At 47.0% G+C, this 17667-nt stretch carries 17 protein-coding genes; 4 read left to right on the top strand and 13 right to left on the bottom strand.

The window, feature by feature from the left end; genetic code table 11:
• Positions 1–53: 53 nt before the first annotated feature.
• The 6 genes from J7E85_RS03350 to pdhA form a co-directional block, all read right to left on the bottom strand.
• The gene (locus tag J7E85_RS03350) at positions 54–542 is read right to left on the bottom strand and encodes a dihydrofolate reductase (protein ID WP_215154968.1); all 489 of its coding nucleotides are present in this window, start codon (positions 540–542) and stop codon (positions 54–56) included.
• A gap of 58 nt (positions 543–600) precedes the next feature.
• A complete protein-coding gene (gene thyA, locus J7E85_RS03355; protein WP_215154970.1) occupies positions 601–1395 on the bottom strand; it encodes a thymidylate synthase in 795 nt (264 codons plus the stop codon).
• Positions 1396–1533: 138 nt separating this feature from the next.
• Positions 1534–2949, bottom strand: coding sequence for a dihydrolipoyl dehydrogenase (lpdA, locus tag J7E85_RS03360; RefSeq protein WP_009589200.1), 1416 nt, complete (start codon positions 2947–2949; stop codon positions 1534–1536).
• A gap of 3 nt (positions 2950–2952) precedes the next feature.
• On the bottom strand, positions 2953–4272 hold the full coding sequence (locus J7E85_RS03365; RefSeq protein WP_076321176.1) for a dihydrolipoamide acetyltransferase family protein: 1320 nt from the start codon (positions 4270–4272) through the stop codon (positions 2953–2955).
• Between the two features lie 29 nt (positions 4273–4301).
• Positions 4302–5279 (bottom strand): alpha-ketoacid dehydrogenase subunit beta, encoded by a 978-nt coding sequence (locus J7E85_RS03370; RefSeq protein ID WP_076321175.1) that lies wholly within the window; start codon positions 5277–5279, stop codon positions 4302–4304.
• A 167-nt stretch (positions 5280–5446) separates the two neighbouring features.
• Complete coding sequence (gene pdhA / locus J7E85_RS03375; protein WP_215155095.1) at positions 5447–6514, bottom strand: pyruvate dehydrogenase (acetyl-transferring) E1 component subunit alpha; 1068 nt, start codon at positions 6512–6514, stop codon at positions 5447–5449.
• 256 nt (positions 6515–6770) lie between these two features.
• Between pdhA and J7E85_RS03380 the strand changes: the two genes are divergently transcribed.
• Entirely contained in the window at positions 6771–7499 is a 729-nt protein-coding gene (locus J7E85_RS03380) for an alpha/beta hydrolase (protein ID WP_215154972.1), read from the top strand.
• A gap of 306 nt (positions 7500–7805) precedes the next feature.
• On the opposite strand, the gene J7E85_RS03385 is transcribed toward J7E85_RS03380, so the two are convergent.
• Both J7E85_RS03385 and J7E85_RS03390 read right to left on the bottom strand, forming a co-directional pair.
• Positions 7806–8270: a low molecular weight protein-tyrosine-phosphatase gene (locus tag J7E85_RS03385; protein WP_215154974.1), complete on the bottom strand. Its 465-nt coding sequence runs from the start codon at positions 8268–8270 to the stop codon at positions 7806–7808.
• Between the two features lie 79 nt (positions 8271–8349).
• Positions 8350–8997, bottom strand: a complete 648-nt coding sequence (locus J7E85_RS03390) for a trimeric intracellular cation channel family protein (protein WP_215155097.1) — start codon at positions 8995–8997, stop codon at positions 8350–8352.
• Between the two features lie 139 nt (positions 8998–9136).
• Here J7E85_RS03390 and J7E85_RS03395 point away from each other — a divergent pair, with 139 nt between their 5' ends.
• Both J7E85_RS03395 and J7E85_RS03400 read left to right on the top strand, forming a co-directional pair.
• Positions 9137–9781, top strand: a complete 645-nt coding sequence (locus tag J7E85_RS03395) for a thiamine diphosphokinase (RefSeq protein ID WP_215154976.1) — start codon at positions 9137–9139, stop codon at positions 9779–9781.
• A gap of 269 nt (positions 9782–10050) precedes the next feature.
• Positions 10051–10545, top strand: a complete 495-nt coding sequence (locus J7E85_RS03400; RefSeq protein ID WP_215154978.1) for a C40 family peptidase — start codon at positions 10051–10053, stop codon at positions 10543–10545.
• A gap of 50 nt (positions 10546–10595) precedes the next feature.
• On the opposite strand, the gene J7E85_RS03405 is transcribed toward J7E85_RS03400, so the two are convergent.
• Positions 10596–11318: a response regulator transcription factor gene (locus J7E85_RS03405; RefSeq protein WP_215154979.1), complete on the bottom strand. Its 723-nt coding sequence runs from the start codon at positions 11316–11318 to the stop codon at positions 10596–10598.
• A gap of 226 nt (positions 11319–11544) precedes the next feature.
• Between J7E85_RS03405 and J7E85_RS03410 the strand changes: the two genes are divergently transcribed.
• Positions 11545–14895: a galactose-binding domain-containing protein gene (locus J7E85_RS03410; RefSeq protein ID WP_215154981.1), complete on the top strand. Its 3351-nt coding sequence runs from the start codon at positions 11545–11547 to the stop codon at positions 14893–14895.
• Positions 14896–15009: 114 nt separating this feature from the next.
• Here the strand turns inward: J7E85_RS03410 and J7E85_RS34750 are convergent, their stop codons facing one another.
• From J7E85_RS34750 to J7E85_RS03430, 4 genes are all read right to left on the bottom strand, one after another.
• On the bottom strand, positions 15010–15144 hold the full coding sequence (locus tag J7E85_RS34750; RefSeq protein ID WP_215154983.1) for an NmrA family NAD(P)-binding protein: 135 nt from the start codon (positions 15142–15144) through the stop codon (positions 15010–15012).
• Between the two features lie 307 nt (positions 15145–15451).
• Complete coding sequence (locus J7E85_RS03420) at positions 15452–16204, bottom strand: amino acid ABC transporter ATP-binding protein (RefSeq protein ID WP_215154985.1); 753 nt, start codon at positions 16202–16204, stop codon at positions 15452–15454.
• A 14-nt stretch (positions 16205–16218) separates the two neighbouring features.
• On the bottom strand, positions 16219–16923 hold the full coding sequence (locus tag J7E85_RS03425; RefSeq protein ID WP_215154987.1) for an amino acid ABC transporter permease: 705 nt from the start codon (positions 16921–16923) through the stop codon (positions 16219–16221).
• A 24-nt stretch (positions 16924–16947) separates the two neighbouring features.
• Entirely contained in the window at positions 16948–17655 is a 708-nt protein-coding gene (locus J7E85_RS03430; protein WP_215154989.1) for an amino acid ABC transporter permease, read from the bottom strand.
• Positions 17656–17667 lie beyond the last annotated feature (12 nt).

Genomic DNA, 17667 nt, shown 5'->3' on the forward strand with positions numbered 1-17667 from the left:
AACATGAATGGATTGGAGGATGTCTATCCCGTTTAAGCTCACCAACAAGCTCTTTATTTTCGTTCAAATGTAACAAACCGGTAGGCATATGGATTTTTCTCATCTGTTATGCCGGGAACTTCTTCAATAATCCTCCATTCATCCCAGTTCACTTCAGGGAAGAACGTATCCCCTTCAAAAGCCTCATCAATAAATGTGCAGTACAGACGATCCGCTTTCGGCAGCATCAATTCATAGATCTGCGATCCGCCGATCACCATCAGTTCTCCGTTCTCCGCGTAGGGAAGGGCTTCATCGATATCATGGATCACGATGCCTTGATCCTCTGACAGCGTGAAGCTTTTGTCTCTCGTAAGCACGATGTTCTTTCGGTGAGGCAGCGGTTTACTGCCAAAGGAATCCCAGGTCTTGCGCCCCATCAGAATCGTTTTGTGCAGGGTCGTCTCCTTAAAAAAGGCCATATCCCGCGGCAAACGCCACGGCATCGTACCATTCAGCCCGATCACCTGATCCTTGCCCATTGCCCATATCATGGATATCATGACTCCAGTCTCTCCTTCCTATATATGTGATGTCACTGCAAACCCGCTTGAACTCTATTTATACAGCTACGGTTGCTTTAATGGTTGGATGATACTGGTAACCCTCAAATTCAAAGTCTTCGAATGTATAATCAAAGATGCTCTCCGGCTTGCGCTTGATGACCAGCTTCGGCAGCTCATAAGGCTCACGTTCAAGCTGCGTTCTGACCTGTTCCATATGATTGGAATAGATATGGACATCGCCTCCGGACCAGATGAATTCACCCGGCTCTAGGCCGCACTGCTGGGCAACCATATGGGTGAGCAGCGCATAACTCGCAATGTTGAACGGCAGCCCAAGGAAGCTGTCCACAGAACGCATGGTAAGCATACAGGAGAGTTTCCCGCCCGCCACGTAGAATTGGAATACAAAATGGCATGGAGGCAGCTTCATGTTATCGATCTCTGCCACGTTCCAGGCACTGACGATATGCCGCCGGGAGTCGGGATTGTTTTTAATCGAATCGATGACATTGGCAATCTGGTCGATATAGCGTCCATCCGGCGTTTCCCATGCTCGCCACTGCGAGCCATAAACCGGTCCCAAATTGCCGTCCTCATCCGCCCATTCGTCCCATATCCGCACGCCGTTTTCTTTCAGATACCGGATATTCGTTTCCCCGCTTAAGAACCACAGAAGCTCATGGATCACCGATTTCAGGTGAATCCGCTTGGTTGTCATCAGAGGGAAGCCTTTGGAAAGGTCAAAACGCAGCTGTCTTCCAAATACGGATAACGTTCCCGTCCCCGTACGGTCCCCTTTCTCTACTCCATGATCAAGAATGTCTTGCAGCAGCTCCAAGTATTGTTTCATGTATAGTCACCTCACTAGAATCTCATATCAACAGTCTACCATGTTCGATATCCACACACAAAAACAGGAGGCAGAAACCGCCTGCGCGTTCTCTGCCTCCTGGCCGAATATATAATGACTCGAAAAACGTCGTTTGGATTAACGGGCAATGATGTGGATCGGATGACCCATAACCAATTCCGCAGCTTCCATTACGATTTCGCCAAGCGTCGGATGTGCATGGATCGTCAAGGCTACATCTTCAAGCGTAGCACCCATTTCAATCGCAAGACCAAGCTCTGCAATCAGGTTGGAAGCTTCCAGACCTACGATTTGCGCTCCAAGAATAAGTCCTGTTCCTTCTTCAGCCACGATCTTCACGAAGCCTTCAGGATGGTTCAAGGATACGGAACGTCCGTTACCAGCGTAAGGGAATTTGCCAGCTTTCACTTTATGGCCTTTTTCCTTCGCTTGAGCTTCGGTGTAACCTACGCTGGAGCATTCTGGATCTGTAAACACAACCGCTGGAATACATTTGTAATCCACAACGGAAGGCATTCCGGAAATGGCCTCAGCAGCCACTTTACCTTCATAGGAAGCTTTGTGTGCAAGCGCCAGACCAGACACGATATCCCCGATTGCGAAGATATGAGGAATGCTTGTGCGTCCTTGATGGTCAACTTTCACGAATCCGCGCTCATCCATATCGAGGCCGATCAGGTCCAGACCGAGCTCTCCGTCCGTGTTGGGACGACGGCCAACTGTAACCAGCAGGTAATCTGCTGTTACTTCTTTGGTTTCGCCATTCACGGAGTATTTCACGGTAACTTCTTTATCGTTTTGCTCAGCACTTTCAGCTTTAGCACCTGTGATAATTTCGATACCGGTTTTCTTCATGTTTTTCGTAACGAGGCTTGTCATGTCTTTGTCAAAGCCAGCCAGAACGCTGTCCAGACCTTCGATGATCGTTACTTTCGAACCGAATTTGGAGTACATTTGACCAAGCTCGGCACCGATGTAGCCGCCACCGATTACGATCATGCTCTTCGGTACTTCAGGCAGGTTCAATGCTTCGGTAGAAGACAAGATGCGTCCGCCAAACGGGAATGGCTTCAGTTCGATTGGACGGGAACCTGTAGCAATGATGCAGTTCTTGAAGCGGTAACGCGGAGATTCATGATCATTGAATACACGCGCTTCGTTTTCGTTGATGAACATGCACTCGCCGTTGAAAACTTCCACTTTGTTGCCTTTCAGCAAACCGGCTACGCCGCCAGTCATTTTTTTGACAACGCCGTTTTTGAATTCCTGTGTTTTCGCGAAATCAACCGTTACGTTCTCCACGGAAATACCGAATGCATCGGCATGCTTAGCGGATTCGAACTGATGAGCTGCAGCGATCAAAGCCTTGGAAGGAATACAACCACGGTTCAAGCAAACACCGCCGAGTTCCGATTTATCAACGATCAGAACCTTTTGACCCAGTTGGGCGGCACGAATCGCCGCCACATAACCACCAGGACCAGCACCAATGACTAGAGTATCAATATCTAAAGAAGCATCTCCAACTACCATTAGTTACACCTCCATAACAAGCAGCTCAGGGTTAGCGAGCAGTTGTTTAATATAGTTCATAAAGTTTTGAGCCGTTGCGCCGTCGATGATACGGTGGTCAAAGCTCAAGGACAATGCCATAACAGGTGCTGCTACAATCTCGCCGTTCTTCACAACCGCTTTTTCGCTGATGCGGCCAGTACCGAGAATAGCAACCTCTGGGAAGTTAATGATTGGTGTAAAGAACATACCGCCTGCAGATCCGATGTTTGTGATGGAAATCGTGCTGCCCTTCATTTCGTTAGGAGACAGTTTACCTTCACGGCCGCGAGCAGCCAGGTCACGGATGCTGTCAGCGATCATCCAGATGCTCTTACGATCCGCATCTTTGATAACCGGTACGATCAGACCGTTGTCTGTATCTGTAGCGATACCGATGTTGTAGTATTTTTTGTACACGATTTCGTTCGCTTCTTCGTCGATCATCGCATTCAAAGCAGGGAACTGACGGCTAGCCGCAACGAGTGCTTTAACGATGAATGGCAGATACGTAACTTTCGTGCCTTTCTTCTCGGCGATCGGTTTCATGCGAGTACGGAACGCTACCAGCTCGGTTACGTCAACTTCGTCCATGATCGTAACGTGAGGAGCTGTGTAAGCCGATTTAACCATGGCGTTCGAGATCGCTTTACGGATACCTTTGAATGGTACGCGCTCTTCTTCTGCACGAGTATCCACCGCTGCGGATGCTGCTGCAGGAGCTGCTTTCGTTTCGGAAGCCGCTTCTTGCGCTGGAGCTGCTGCTTGGCCTCCACCGTTTTTGAAGGCTTCAACATCTTCGCGAGTCACTTTACCGTTGTTGCCGGAGCCTTGCACTTGTGCAATGTCTACGCCTTGCTCACGAGCGAATTTACGCACGCTAGGTGTAGCCAGAACTTCACGGTTAGGTGCTGCTGGCGCTGCTGCTTCACCGTTTCCGCCTTGTTTAGCGTCAGCCGGAGCATTTTGAGCCGGTGAAGAAGTTGTATCTGCACTGCCTTTCGCTGCGTCAGCTTCTTGCGCCGACTGCTCTTCAGCAGGAGCTTCTTGCTCAGGAATGTCGCCTTCAGCATCGATGATAGCTACCACTTCACCGACACGGCACACTTGACCATCCTTGGCAAACACTTCTTGAACCGTACCGTTCACGGGACAAGGAACTTCTACGACTGCCTTGTCGTTCTGTACTTCCATGATGATGTCGTCGTCTGTTACTTTGTCGCCTGGCTTGATATGCATTTTGATGATTTCACCTTCATGCAGACCTTCACCCAGCTCTGGAAAACGATATTCAAATTTTGCCAACTGAAAAACCTCCCTAGATATTGCTGCTATTAGAAATTCAATACTTTATTGACGGCATCCACGATACGTGCTGGAGTAGGTAACCAGGTGTCCTCGATTTGCGCGAATGGATACACCGTGTCCGGCGGAGTCACGCGAAGCACTGGAGCTTCCAAGTGCAGAATCGCTTTCTCGTTGATTTGAGCGATAACTTCTGCAGCTACGCCTGCCGATTTTTGTGCTTCTTGAACCACGATGGCACGGTTGGTTTTCTTAACCGAAGCAAGCACAGTATCGATGTCGATTGGAGAAATGGTGCGCAAGTCGATGATTTCCGCTTTGATTCCGTTCTTCTCAAGTTCGTCCGCCGCTTTCGTTGCGGTATGAACCATCAGGCCGTAAGCGATGATCGTAACGTCGGTTCCTTCGCGAACCACGTTAGCTTTACCAAGCTCAATGGTGTAGTCGCCTTCAGGAACTTCAGCGCGGAACGCATGATACAGGTTCAAGTGCTCCATGAAGAACACAGGGTCATTATCGCGAATCGCTGCGATCATGAGTCCTTTTGCATCATAAGGATTGGAAGGTACTACAACTTTAATACCCGGGGTTTGTGTAATCAAACCTTCGAGTGCATCCGTATGCAGCTCAGCTGCTTTAACCCCGCCGCCGAATGGCGTACGGAATACGATTGGGGAGTTGTAACGTCCACCGGAACGGTAACGCATACGCGCTGCTTGAACGACGATTTGATCAAGCGCCTCAAAGATAAATCCAACGAATTGAATTTCAGCGATCGGACGGAAGCCTTGAATACCGAGACCTACTGCCAAACCGCCGATAGCGGACTCAGCCAGCGGCGTATCGAATACGCGCTCTTCCCCGAATTCTTTTTGAAGGCCTTCCGTTACCCGGAAAACACCGCCGACATTACCTACGTCTTCACCGAAGATGACAACGTTAGGGTCACGGCTCAATTCAACGCGCATGGCGTCGCGAATCGCTTCTTTCATGTTCATTTGTGCCATTGCTTCATTTCCTCCTTAAGAAATACAGTTCACTAAAATTCCAGTGTTATGCCTTGCGGCTATATATCGATGTCAAAACGCAATTTAAAACAGACCTGAGGCATACAGCCATGACAAACCGGATGATTATCCAGGATCAACCTTCGACAATCATCGGCCCGTCATTTTTATTGAAAATCGGCTTTCTGCTCTTCCAGATGCTTCGGTGTTTGTTCGAACATGCTGTCGATCAAACCAGGTACCGTCATTTTTTCCGTTTGTTCCGCTTTTTTAATTTGCTCGTTGACTTTCGCTTTCGCTTCTTCTCTCACGCGAGCTGTATCTTCCTCTGTCCAGAGGCCTTTTGCTTCCAGGTACTTCGCAAGACGTGCGATCGGATCCTTCTCGTTCCACTCGCCCTCTTCTTCCTTCGTACGATATTTCGTAGCGTCGTCAGACAGGGAATGCGGACGGAAACGGTATGTCACAGCTTCGATAAGCGTTGCGCCCTCGCCATTGCGGCCGCGTTCTGCAGCATCACGAACGGCCTTGATCACAGCGAGAACGTCCATGCCGTCAACTTTAACACCCTTGATACCAGCTGCTACAGCTTTATGTGCAATAGACAATGCTGCAGTCTGCTTGGAGAATGGAGTTGTGATTGCATAGCCGTTGTTTTGCACGAAGAAGATAACAGGCAGTTTGTACACGCCTGCATAGTTCAAACCTTCGTAGAAGTCGCCTTCGGAAGAACCGCCGTCACCGGTATACGTAATAGCAACTTGTTTTTGCTTCTTCAATTTGTAACCCATAGCGATACCCATAGCGTGCAAGATTTGCGCACCAATGATGATCTGTGGCATCAATACGTTAACACCCTCTGGAATTTGTCCGCCATGCTGATGTCCGCGGGAGTAGAGGAATGCTTGATAAAGTGGAAGTCCATGCCATACGATTTGCGGCATATCACGGTAGCCCGGGCAGACAAAGTCGTCTTTCTCAAGCGCGAATTCGCTACCTACCATTGTTGCTTCTTGACCGGATACAGGAGCATAGAAACCGAGACGTCCTTGACGGCCGAGATTTACGGCGCGGTCGTCCCAAGTACGGGTAAATACCATACGGTACATAATTTCTTTCAGTTGATCATCTGACAATTCAGGCAAAAGATCTTTGTTTACGATTTTGCCATCCGGGGAAAGTACAGATAGAGTTTCGACTTCCTCGGTATATACTTCATAAGGAACCTTGGTCATTTTTTTCACCTCAATAAATATTTGAATATCAAGTTCCGCTGTTATAGAATTATTATACACCTGTTTCACTCCATTCGTCAAAGAAATACGAGATAAAATTTCATATTTCTTAACGTTTGTATGTATAACAGATAATAGATAATACTATAACAGTATGACAAACATCATAGAACAGCAGCCAACTTAGACATGTCAGGGTAATTTTAACTTATTGTTTACCGCATTTCAAAAACTAACCCGAAAAAGGTGACGAATGATGACGAATGAACGTTTATTGAAGCGAACCATTGTAAAAGAAGTGATTGAAAGCAAGTTTCTGCAGGAGAATCGAACGCTGCGCATTTACCTTCCTCCCGGATACAATGAAATTCTCAGTTATCCTGTCGTTTACTGTCAGGATGGAGAGGAATTTTTCAATTTTGGTCGCATCGCGACTTGGGCCAACCAGCTCATACTCGAAGAAGGCGTGGAGCCGTTCATCATTGTAGGCGTGGAAGTGAACACCAAAGTTCGCACCGAGGAGTATGCGCCATTCGGCAACCGTTTCGATGCTTACCTATCCTGCTTCGCCGAAGAGATTATTCCCTTCGTCGAACAAAAATATCCTGTGCGCAAAGAGCCCGCAGAAAGAGTACTCGCCGGCGACTCCCTTGGCGGAAGCGTCTCCGTGCATCTCGCCTTGCGTTACCCGCATCTCTTTACCCGAATCATCAGCTTGTCCGGCGCCTTCTATGAGAAGTCTCAGAACATGATTAGGGAAGAACAGGATTTATCCTGGCTCGACATCTATATGATTGTAGGCTTGCAAGAAGACAACTACGCAACCGATACAGGTGTCTATAACTTCGTTGAACTGAATCGTTCAACAAAGGCATTGCTGGAAGAACGGGGTGCCACCCTATCCTATCTTGAAAAAGACGGCCGTCACCTTTGGGGATTCTGGCAAAAAGAGCTCCCTGCTGCTCTTATGTACTTCCTGGATTAATCGATAGATTGGCAAAACCCATTGGCTATATAAATGACCTGTTACAGCAAAATTCATTGCCTGTCCCACACGGGACTTCATGCGTTACGCTTTAAAGCAGTTAGCAAAAAAGAATACCTTTGAAGCAATAGTTTTAGCACAAGTTACGCCACTCATGTTGCTTCACTTCAAAAAAAGATGAACAACCGCGCATTTTTTATGGAATGTGCATTGTTCATCTTTTATGTTCGGCAGCCCGTTCTTCTTGGTATCGCTTTCAATGATTTTCGTCAAAAAAGCGGTGGACTCACCGCTTGTTCGAATCGATTATAGCTTTTCTTTCATGATTTTGTCCAGTAAGATGTCACACCCCGCATCAATTAGCCGGTACACCTCATCAAAATTTCCAGTGAAATACGGATCCGGCACCTCGCGCAGCTTTTCATCGGGCAGCAAATCCATAAACTTCAGAATCGCAGCCTGGTCGCCGCCCGCTAACTTGCGCATATTTGCCACATTCGAATCATCCATGCCGATGACGTAATCGAACTTGACGAGATCCTCGCTTACCACTTTGCGAGCAACCATTCCTTCGTAGCTGATTTGCCAGCTGTCCAGCAGCTTTCGGGTTCCTTCATGGGGAACATTCCCGATATGCCAATCTCCTGTGCCGGCAGAATCCACGCTGATCTTTTCCTGCAGCCCACGCTGTACAATTTTATGTCGCAGCACCGCTTCTGCCATTGGCGAGCGGCAGATATTGCCCAAACATACAAACAAAACGGTTACCATAGTCCTCTCTCCTTCACGCTATAATAAATCGTCATTTTACGAGAAATCTAACTTAATGAGTATTGTTGCCTACCTTCCATTAACTTGAACTGATTTTCTTTCCATTAGCTGCCGCAGGATGGCCCTCATGCAGCGACCTTCTGGGCAATTTCCATTTATAAAGCACGGACAGCATCCGAAATACGATCACCATAACAAACAAAGCCAGCAGTTCCCATGTCTTGGTGGCGACACCAAGACCGATGGCGACTCCTGCTATCATGGCCCAGACCGCATAGATCTCATCACGCAGCACCAGCGGTTTCCGCCCTGCCAATAAATCGCGGACCATTCCCCCGCCACTTCCGGTAAGCACAGCAGCCACAATCACCGCGCTCATGGGGTGATTCATTTGTGTAGCATATAAAGCCCCTTGAATTGCAAAGGCAGATAATCCGATCGCATCGAACAGTGCCTCCGTTTTCTTCCAGTGCTGAATCAAACCGAGCGGCAGCACAAACGCTACAAACACCGAAATCATCGCGAGCATGATTAAATCCCCCTGGCTCCACAGGGTGGTAACCGGCACGCCGATCAATACGTTTCTAATAATACCCCCGCCGAAGGCTGTGACTAAACCCAGAACCACAACCCCCAGAATATCGTATTCCTCTTCCATAGCTACAAAAGCTCCGGACATGGCAAACGCAATGGTGCCAATGATACTGAATACGTCAAACAGATGCATGTCCAAAATTCAGTTCCCCCGCTCCCCCGTCAATTTACATACTACATTGTAGCCGTGCCTATTAAAATTGTGCAAGCATGAAAACTGCTCTATACTAGAATACAATGACAATTCTCTCGAAAAAGGAGGAATTTATATAATGAGCCATACTCGCGTCCTGATCTTTACAGGTGGGGAGTTGTCACCACGTTTCCTGGATGAGGTTCAAAACGGGGACTTCATTATAGGGGCTGATCGCGGAGCCCTCTACCTGATTGAACATGGGATTAAGCCGCACCTATCCGTTGGAGATTTTGACTCCATTCCGCCCGGCCAAATGGATCGAGTACGGTCTATGAGTGGTAAGGTAATCGACTGTGATCCGATCGATAAAAATTTGACCGACACCGAGCTTGCCTTCGAAATGGCACTGGAGCATTCCCCCGAATCCATCCTGATTCTAGGAGCTACGGGAACGCGCCTGGATCACACGCTGGCTAATATCCATATGCTGATTCGTGGACTCCAACATCATATTCCGTGTTCTATATTAGATGAGAACAATTTTATTACCCTGACGGGCTCCAGCTGCATAGTTGAGAACAAAGGGTTTACATATGTCTCCCTACTGCCGCTGACTACGGAAGTTACCGGGATCAATCTCGAAGGATTTGAGTACCCGCTTCACGATGCCACATTGCGATTAGGGCAGTCTCTCGGAGTTAGCAATAAGCTGGCCGAGGACAAAGGGACGGTCCGGATCGAAGGCGGCCTGCTCCTTATTATTCAGAGTAAAGACCACTAACCATTACTATTTTGTCATCTTTGATGCAGCAATGTTAACAATCGAAATCATTGTCAAAAACCCTTGTATATCAAGGGTTTTTTCACGTTTTCAAGTCATCGTTTGCATCTAATTCTTAATATTTTGTAACTTTTAATGATATTTTAATAATTCGCTTTCATTTCATGTGGCCCAAGGGTTTGCGCCGATTATCCAAAATATAGTCGGTTTCAAATCTGATATACTCGGTTCATCGCAAAAAACAAAAACTGCTTGGAGGTAATAACAACATGAATCGACAGCATTGGATTAAGAAGGCCGTAGTAATCAGCTTGAGCGCAACTTTGGGTGCAGGAGCAGTTCTTACAGTTGCACCACCGGCTCCTGTAGAAGCAGCATCGGTAAGCAAAGGATCTCAAGTCGTTAACTTTGGTAAACAATATATGGGTACACCTTATAAATTCGGAGCATCCACGTCCACCACAAGAGTGTTTGACTGCTCTTCCTTTATGAAGCATATCTTTAAAAAATACGGCGTGAACCTGCCGCGTACATCCGCTGCCCAATCCAAAGTGGGTAAAGCGGTATCGAAATCGAACCTGAAAGCCGGCGATTTGATATTCTTCTCGAGCGGAAGCCGCGCAAATGGTAGAAACGTAACACACGTTGCCGTTTATATGGGCAACAACAAAATTCTGCACACTTACGGCAAGCCTGGCGTAACAATCTCCAGCCTGTCAGGCAACTGGAGCAAGACTTACCTGAAAGCCCGCCGCGTGCTGTAGTTCAATAATCCACTTGTTACTAACGAATGAAATCAAAGACCGTCTTCCACTCACGGAAGGCGGTCTTTTTTGCTTGCAGCATTGATTTCTTCCTGCGATACCAGTTTATATCCGGTTCCCCGAATCGTACGCAGCAGCTTTTGTTTGCGCCCTCTATCGATTTTCTCTCTTAGATGAAGAATATAGACATCCACCACGTTGGTACCCGTATGAAAATCGTAATCCCACACCTGTTTTAAAATATCCTCACGGGTGCATACTTGTCCCTGCCTTCTAGCCAAAAACAGCAGCAGATCATATTCGCGATGAGTCAGCTCGATGGCTTCTTCTTCCCGGGATACATTCCGGCTCAGAGGATCGATCACCAGATCTCCGATTCGGATGACTTCCTCCTGCTCCATGCGACCTGTCTGAAAAAGTTTCAGCAAATTGGCAATCCTCGCCAACAGTTCCCTTGTATCTCTGTCATCAGGGATATAGTCATGGGCACCTGCCTCCAATGCCTGAATGGCTTCATCAGAACCGTCATTTCCGATGACGATGATCGGGATCTGTTCCTTTTTGCCCGTCAGCCGTTCCACGAGATTAAAATGGTTCATACCCGGCAGTCTGCTGTCGATGAGCAGCAAGTTTGCGCCTGAGCGCTGCAAAACGGCAACTACTTCCGAATGACTCATGGCATGCATAACTCTATAGCCCGCTTGTTTTAAAATCTCCATAACGGTCTGGACCCGATCTTGATTGTCTGCCGCGATCAGAATTACTTTCTCCACGGGTTCCCCCCCGCTTTCAACACTTAATAATGTAAGTATGGCTGATTCATCCTGCTTTCACTCCAAAAGATGCTGGGATCACATACGATTTCCGTAGAATTACATCTTATCTCCGAAGCGGCGCTATTTTTATAATGGGATATAGGATTAAGAAAGGGGGATATCTTCACCGATTAGCTCATGTTTTATGGGAAAGTATGTGAACGCTTTGGAGGAGGAAAATAACATGCGCAACAAACTCGTGGTATGGCCACTTGTCATGGCTATGCTGATATCTATCATATGCACGGCCGCAGGGCCGCCCGCACCAGTTTCAGCCGCAGGCGAACCAAACCTCTCGCTCGGCAAAGCCGTAACAGCAAGTGGTCAATCCCCAACCTACGAGCCGGCTAACGTTAACGATGGCAATCAAGGTTCGTACTGGGAAAGCACCAATCAAGCCTTTCCGCAGTGGATTCAAGTCGATCTCGGTGATGACACCAGCATCAACCGGATCGTCCTTAAACTACCTGCCACTTGGGAATCACGGACACAAACGTTAACGGTACAAGGCAGCTCGAACGGTTCAACATTCTCAAATATCGTGGATTCTGCCGATTATGAATTCAACCCGTCTACAGCAGGAAACTCGGTGACTATCCGTTTTGACGAAGCGAGCACTCGATATGTTCGCCTGACCGTAACGAGTAACACGACTTGGCCGGCAGCGCAGCTGTCTGAGTTTGAAATTTATGGACCATCGGTTTCCCCGCCAACACCTCCAACGGGTAACAATATCGCGAGCGGCAAACCGATTACCGCCTCCTCAAGCACCTTCACGTATGTAGCAACCCATGCTAACGACAGCGACATCCAAACCTACTGGGAAGGCGGAAACAATCCAAGTACCTTAACGCTCGACTTGGGAACCGATCACGATATCACCTCCATCGTGCTGAAGCTGAATCCGTCTCCAGCGTGGAGTACACGCACCCAAACCATACAAGTGCTCGGGCATGACCAGAGCACAACCAATTTTAGTAATTTGATATCGGCTCAGTCTTATACATTCAATCCCGCGTCCGGCAACTTCGTAACGATTCCGGTAACGGCGACCGTGAAACGTTTACAATTGAACATAATATCCAATTCCGCCGCACCGGCAGGGCAGATTGCGGAATTCGAAGTTTACGGCACAACAGCACAGAATCCAGACCTGACCATTACGGATATGTCTTGGACTCCAGCTTCCCCGAATGAAAACGATGACATTACACTGAGTGCTACAGTTAAAAACATTGGGGACTTGGAAGCTGGGGCTACGACGGTCAATTTTTACTTAAATGGTTCCAAAGCAGGCTCATCCCCGGTAGGTCCGCTTGCGGCAGGAGCATCCACCACAGTAACGATCCAAGCCGGAATCAAGGCGGCTGGATCCTATTCCGTCAGTGCCAAGGTCGATGAGGATAATGAAATCATAGAACAGAATAACGATAACAACAGCTATTCGCATCCATCCCCTCTGATTATTGATGCGCTCGCAAGTTCTGATTTGATAGGAACCGTACAATGGACACCCGCCACTCCTGTCGCAGGGAATGCAGTATCCTTTACCGTAAATCTTAAGAACCAGGGCAACAAAGCCACGGCAAGCGGATCTCACGCGATATCCGTCGCTCTGAAGAATCCGGCCGGTTCAACGATTCATACCTTCACCGGAAGTTATGATGGCGTGCTTGCTGCAGGCTCCTCCACAGCTGTCAAAATTCCGGGCACATGGACAGCGGCAAATGGCAGCTACACGTTAACAACATCCGTGGCACCGGATGCAAACGAACTACCCGTTAAACGGGAGAACAACGTCAGCCAGGCCAATCTCACGGTATATTCCTCCCGCGGCGCCAGCATGCCATATACCCGTTACGATACGGATGATGCATTACGCGGTGGCGGGGCTCTGCTAAAGTCGGCACCGACTTTCGATCAAGCGCTCACAGCATCGGAAGCATCCGGCCAGCGTTATGTAGCGCTACCTTCCAACGGGTCCAATCTGGAATGGACGGTTCGGCCTGGTGAAGGCGGGGCTGGCGTAACCATGCGCTATACGATGCCGGATTCACCCGACGGCATGGGATTGACTGGCTCACTCGACGTTTATGTGAATGGCACGAAGAAAAAGACCATTCCATTGACTTCCTACTACAGCTGGCAATATTTCTCCAGCGATCATCCTGCAGATGCGCCTGGTGGAGGACGCCCTCTCTTCCGGTTCGATGAAGTACACTGGAAGATGGATACGCCGCTTCAGCCGGGAGACCAAATTCGTATTCAGAAGTCCAATGCCGATAACTTGGAATATGGCGTTGATTTTATCGAAATCGAGCCGGTCCCTGCGGCAATCGCCCGTCCGGCAAACTCGGTATCCGTAACGGATTTCGGTGCAACCCCGAATGACGGCCAAGATGACCTATCAGCGTTTGAAGCTGCTGTGCAGGCAGCGGCTTCAACCGGCAAAACCTTATACATTCCTGAAGGGACATTCCATCTGGGCAACATGTGGAAGATCGGTTCGGTTGGGAATATGATTGATGACATCAAGATCATGGGTGCAGGCATCTGGCATACAAATATTCAATTTACCAACCCGAATGCCGCTTCTGGCGGGATCTCGCTTCGGATCACGGGCCAGCTTGATTTCAGCCATATCTACCTCAACTCAAATCTGCGGTCACGTTATAATCAAAATGCAATCTACAAGGGATTTATGGATAACTTCGGCACCAACTCCAAAATTCACAATGTGTGGGTCGAGCATTTTGAGTGTGGATTCTGGGTAGGCGATTATGCGCATACCCCAGCCATTATCGCGGAGGGTCTGATCATTGAAAACAGCAGAATCCGCAATAATCTCGCGGACGGGGTCAATTTTGCCCAAGGAACCAGCCATTCAACTGTCCGCAACAGCAGCATTCGAAATAACGGAGACGATGGTCTCGCCGTATGGACGAGTAACGTGAATGGCGCACCTGCGGGCGTTAACAACACCTTCTCCTATAACACCATCGAAAATAATTGGCGTGCAGCAGCCATCGCATTTTTTGGGGGAAGCGGTCATAAGGCTACTCACAACCTGATTGTTGACACCGTGGGCGGTTCCGGTATTCGAATGAATACCGTGTTCCCGGGGTACCATTTCCAGAACAATACCGGCATTCTGTTCTCCGATACAACGATCATTGGGAGTGGAACCAGTAAAGACCTGTACGATGGGGAGCGCGGCGCAATCGATCTGGAAGCATCGAATGATGCGATCCGCAATGTCACGTTTACCAACATCGATATCCTGAACACCCAGCGCAGTGCCGTTCAGCTTGGTTATGGCGGCGGTTTTCAGAACATCGTATTTAATAACATCCATATTGACGGTACGGGGCTTGACGGGATTACATCCTCAAGATTCTCGAATCCTCATCCAGGTGCGGCGATTTACACATATACGGGCAATGGGTCGGCAACATTTAACAATCTGACAACGCAAAATATCGCACATCCTGATCTGTATTTCATTCAGAACGGTTTTAATTTAATTTTGAATTAAGCTATTGGGGATCAAATCGAGTAGGAGTGGGCGAAAGGAATCTCTAACAGATCTATAGCTCTTGAGGATTTCCTCTTAAAAGATCCGCATCATCCAGGGTTACTAGAACAGGCTCTATATCAAGTTGTTGAAGTGGGCCACTTTTCCCTGATTGCGGACCAGGCCGTATACGGTGTGTCCTGTATCGACCAAAGTCTTTGCAACTGATCCACCGATATAGCCTGAAGCTCCTGTTATAAATACTTTCATCTAATACTCCCCCATCCCTATCGTTTTTTCAGCAAGGATTGGGTCAGGAATCACACTAACTCGTTACATCCCTTCATTCATGATACGTCCTTATTATATAAGCTGCTTAATCTGTAAAACAAAAGTAATTGAAAAAGTTCACTATGTGAAACTTATTAAAGATAAAACCCCAGAAACTTCCTACCTACAGGTACATGTTTAATCTTCTTTGGTTAACAATAAAGCTGCCAAATCGGTGGCCTTAATTTCTTTTTGCACTAACGATTTCTAACAAACAATAAAAGGCCTTGCAGCGAAAGCTGCAGGCCTAAATCGTGTAATCATGATTTTTCAAAATCCTACTTAAAAATTGTCTCGTTCTTTGTTCCTTTGGATGGCTGAATATATCCTTCGCGGACCCTTCCTCAACAACGACGCCGGCATCCATAAATAAAACCTTGGTTCCTACTTCTTCAGCAAAAGCCATTTCGTGCGAGACAACAACCATCGTTGTGCCTTCCTTCGCTAGATTTTTCATGACCTGCAGCACTTCCCCAACCAATTCCGGGTCCAATGCAGAGGTAGGTTCATCAAATAATATCACTTCGGGATTAACGGCGATTGCGCGTGCAATGCCAACACGCTGCTGCTGTCCTCCAGATAGCTGCGAAGGAAACGCGTCGTATTTTTCAGTCAAACCCACCTTGTCCAGCGCCTTTTTCCCGATCTCCACTGCTTCTTTCTTGGGCACTTTTCTGCCAATAATCAGACCTTCCGTAACATTCTCCAACGCCGTTTTGTTGTGGAACAAATTATAGTTTTGAAAAACAAATGCGGTTTTCTTACGTATATCAAGTACTTCCTTTTTTGTTGCTTTAGCAAGCGAATAGTTTATTCCATTAAACGTTAGCTCTCCTTGACTAGCCCGTTCCAAAAAGTTGATGCATCTAAGCAGTGTTGTTTTTCCAGAACCGCTCGGTCCAAGGATGACGACTACATCTCCCTTTTCCACATTTAAGCTAACGCCTTTTAATATTTCATTCGCCCCAAAAGACTTGTGCACATTTTTCACTTCTATCATCGTAGCAAGTCTCCTTATGCTGCTGATTTATAAATTTTGAGGCGGTTCTCAAGTATTTTGAATATTTGTTCGACCACAATACATATCAAGATATAGATCACCCAAATAACCAGATAAGCTTCAATGTAATTGTAGCCGAAGGCAGCCTCTATTTTGGCGACTGCTGTAATTTCCTTTACAGTCATAAGAAATGCAAGTGATGAGGCTTTAATCAAATTGACTGTTGCGTTGCAAATGTTAGGTAATGCCGCTACCATCGCCTGCGGAATAATGATTCTCCGATAAGCCTGAACGGTTGTGAGTCCGATTGATTCCGCCGCATCGAGCTGATCCTTTGGAACGGTCAGCAGCGCCGAACGAAAGACTTCAGAAAGAATAGCAATCGTATAAAGTGAGAATACGGTATAGGCATAATAAATCGGATTTACATCATATACATTGAGAGGACTATTGATTCTCTCAAAAAAGACTGCGAGCAGACTTGGCAACATACTATACAGTACCAGAATTTGCACCACGATAGGTGTTCCTCGAATAACCGACACATACATGGATATCAATCTTTTCACTGTTATATTGCCTTTAATTCTTAAAAAGGCAAATAAGAAGCCAACAGGTAAAGAAATGATCAAGGTGACTGCCACAATGTTTAAGGCTACCGGAACGGCTCTCAGACAGACAAAGAATGTTTTAATAAAAAATTCCCAGTCGAGTTCCATAATGTCTTTCCTCCACCTGAAATTCTAGTAAGAACCGACCACTCTCCGGCCTTTTCCAAACCATTTCTCCATTTTTTTAAGTAGTTTTTCTAATCCAAATGAAATCATCCAATACATAATAGCAAGCCCTAAATAAATTTCACGCGAGTGAGCTCCCATATTTAACGATACAATCAAATTCGCTTTTCCTGTTATGTCTATAAATCCAATCGTAAATGCCAGTGCACCTTCCTTCGTAAGGGCAATAATTGCATTGCCGAAATTAGGAAGTGCCACATAAAAGCATTGGGGAAGTACGATTCGTCTGAATGCTTGTGCTGGAGTTAAACCTACACAAACTGCCGCCTCGTATTGGCCTTTGTCAATCGATTGGTAAGCCGATCTCATAACCTCCGACATGGTAGCGGCGAATAAGAGAGAGAGTGTAACAATGACAAAAATCCCTTTGTAGATGTCGTTAATATCAACAGCAAATAATTCGAGGAGAAGAGCCGGTAATCCATAATAAACAACAAATAATAAAACTACGGACGGTGTGCATCTTAGAATTGTGGTGTATCCATTCGCCAGCAATTTCCCTAGACTATTCCTACCTAATTTTGCAGCAGCAAGCAGAAAACCAAGTAAGAGACCTAATAATACCGAAGCCGCAACAACGAAGAAAGTAACTATTAAATACGGTAAGATTTGTGGCCAATATCGAAAAATAAAATCTACATCAAATTCCTTCACTTGTACACCTCA

Origin of the sequence: Paenibacillus sp. ISL-20, from assembly GCF_018613005.1 — a bacterium.
Lineage (GTDB): Bacteria > Bacillota > Bacilli > Paenibacillales > Paenibacillaceae > Paenibacillus_AQ.

What these genes read in the sequence shown, in the direction of transcription:
- J7E85_RS03350 (WP_215154968.1), bottom strand. Translation starts at nt 542, where the DNA reads ATGATATCCATGATATGGGCAATGGGCAAGGATCAGGTGATCGGGCTG.
- thyA (WP_215154970.1), bottom strand. Translation starts at nt 1,395, where the DNA reads ATGAAACAATACTTGGAGCTGCTGCAAGACATTCTTGATCATGGAGTA.
- lpdA (WP_009589200.1), bottom strand. Translation starts at nt 2,949, where the DNA reads ATGGTAGTTGGAGATGCTTCTTTAGATATTGATACTCTAGTCATTGGT.
- J7E85_RS03370 (WP_076321175.1), bottom strand. Translation starts at nt 5,279, where the DNA reads ATGGCACAAATGAACATGAAAGAAGCGATTCGCGACGCCATGCGCGTT.
- pdhA (WP_215155095.1), bottom strand. Translation starts at nt 6,514, where the DNA reads ATGACCAAGGTTCCTTATGAAGTATATACCGAGGAAGTCGAAACTCTA.
- J7E85_RS03380 (WP_215154972.1), top strand. Translation starts at nt 6,771, where the DNA reads ATGACGAATGAACGTTTATTGAAGCGAACCATTGTAAAAGAAGTGATT.
- J7E85_RS03385 (WP_215154974.1), bottom strand. Translation starts at nt 8,270, where the DNA reads ATGGTAACCGTTTTGTTTGTATGTTTGGGCAATATCTGCCGCTCGCCA.
- J7E85_RS03390 (WP_215155097.1), bottom strand. Translation starts at nt 8,997, where the DNA reads ATGCATCTGTTTGACGTATTCAGTATCATTGGCACCATTGCGTTTGCC.
- J7E85_RS03395 (WP_215154976.1), top strand. Translation starts at nt 9,137, where the DNA reads ATGAGCCATACTCGCGTCCTGATCTTTACAGGTGGGGAGTTGTCACCA.
- J7E85_RS03400 (WP_215154978.1), top strand. Translation starts at nt 10,051, where the DNA reads ATGAATCGACAGCATTGGATTAAGAAGGCCGTAGTAATCAGCTTGAGC.
- J7E85_RS03410 (WP_215154981.1), top strand. Translation starts at nt 11,545, where the DNA reads ATGCGCAACAAACTCGTGGTATGGCCACTTGTCATGGCTATGCTGATA.
- J7E85_RS34750 (WP_215154983.1), bottom strand. Translation starts at nt 15,144, where the DNA reads ATGAAAGTATTTATAACAGGAGCTTCAGGCTATATCGGTGGATCAGTT.
- J7E85_RS03420 (WP_215154985.1), bottom strand. Translation starts at nt 16,204, where the DNA reads ATGATAGAAGTGAAAAATGTGCACAAGTCTTTTGGGGCGAATGAAATA.
- J7E85_RS03425 (WP_215154987.1), bottom strand. Translation starts at nt 16,923, where the DNA reads ATGGAACTCGACTGGGAATTTTTTATTAAAACATTCTTTGTCTGTCTG.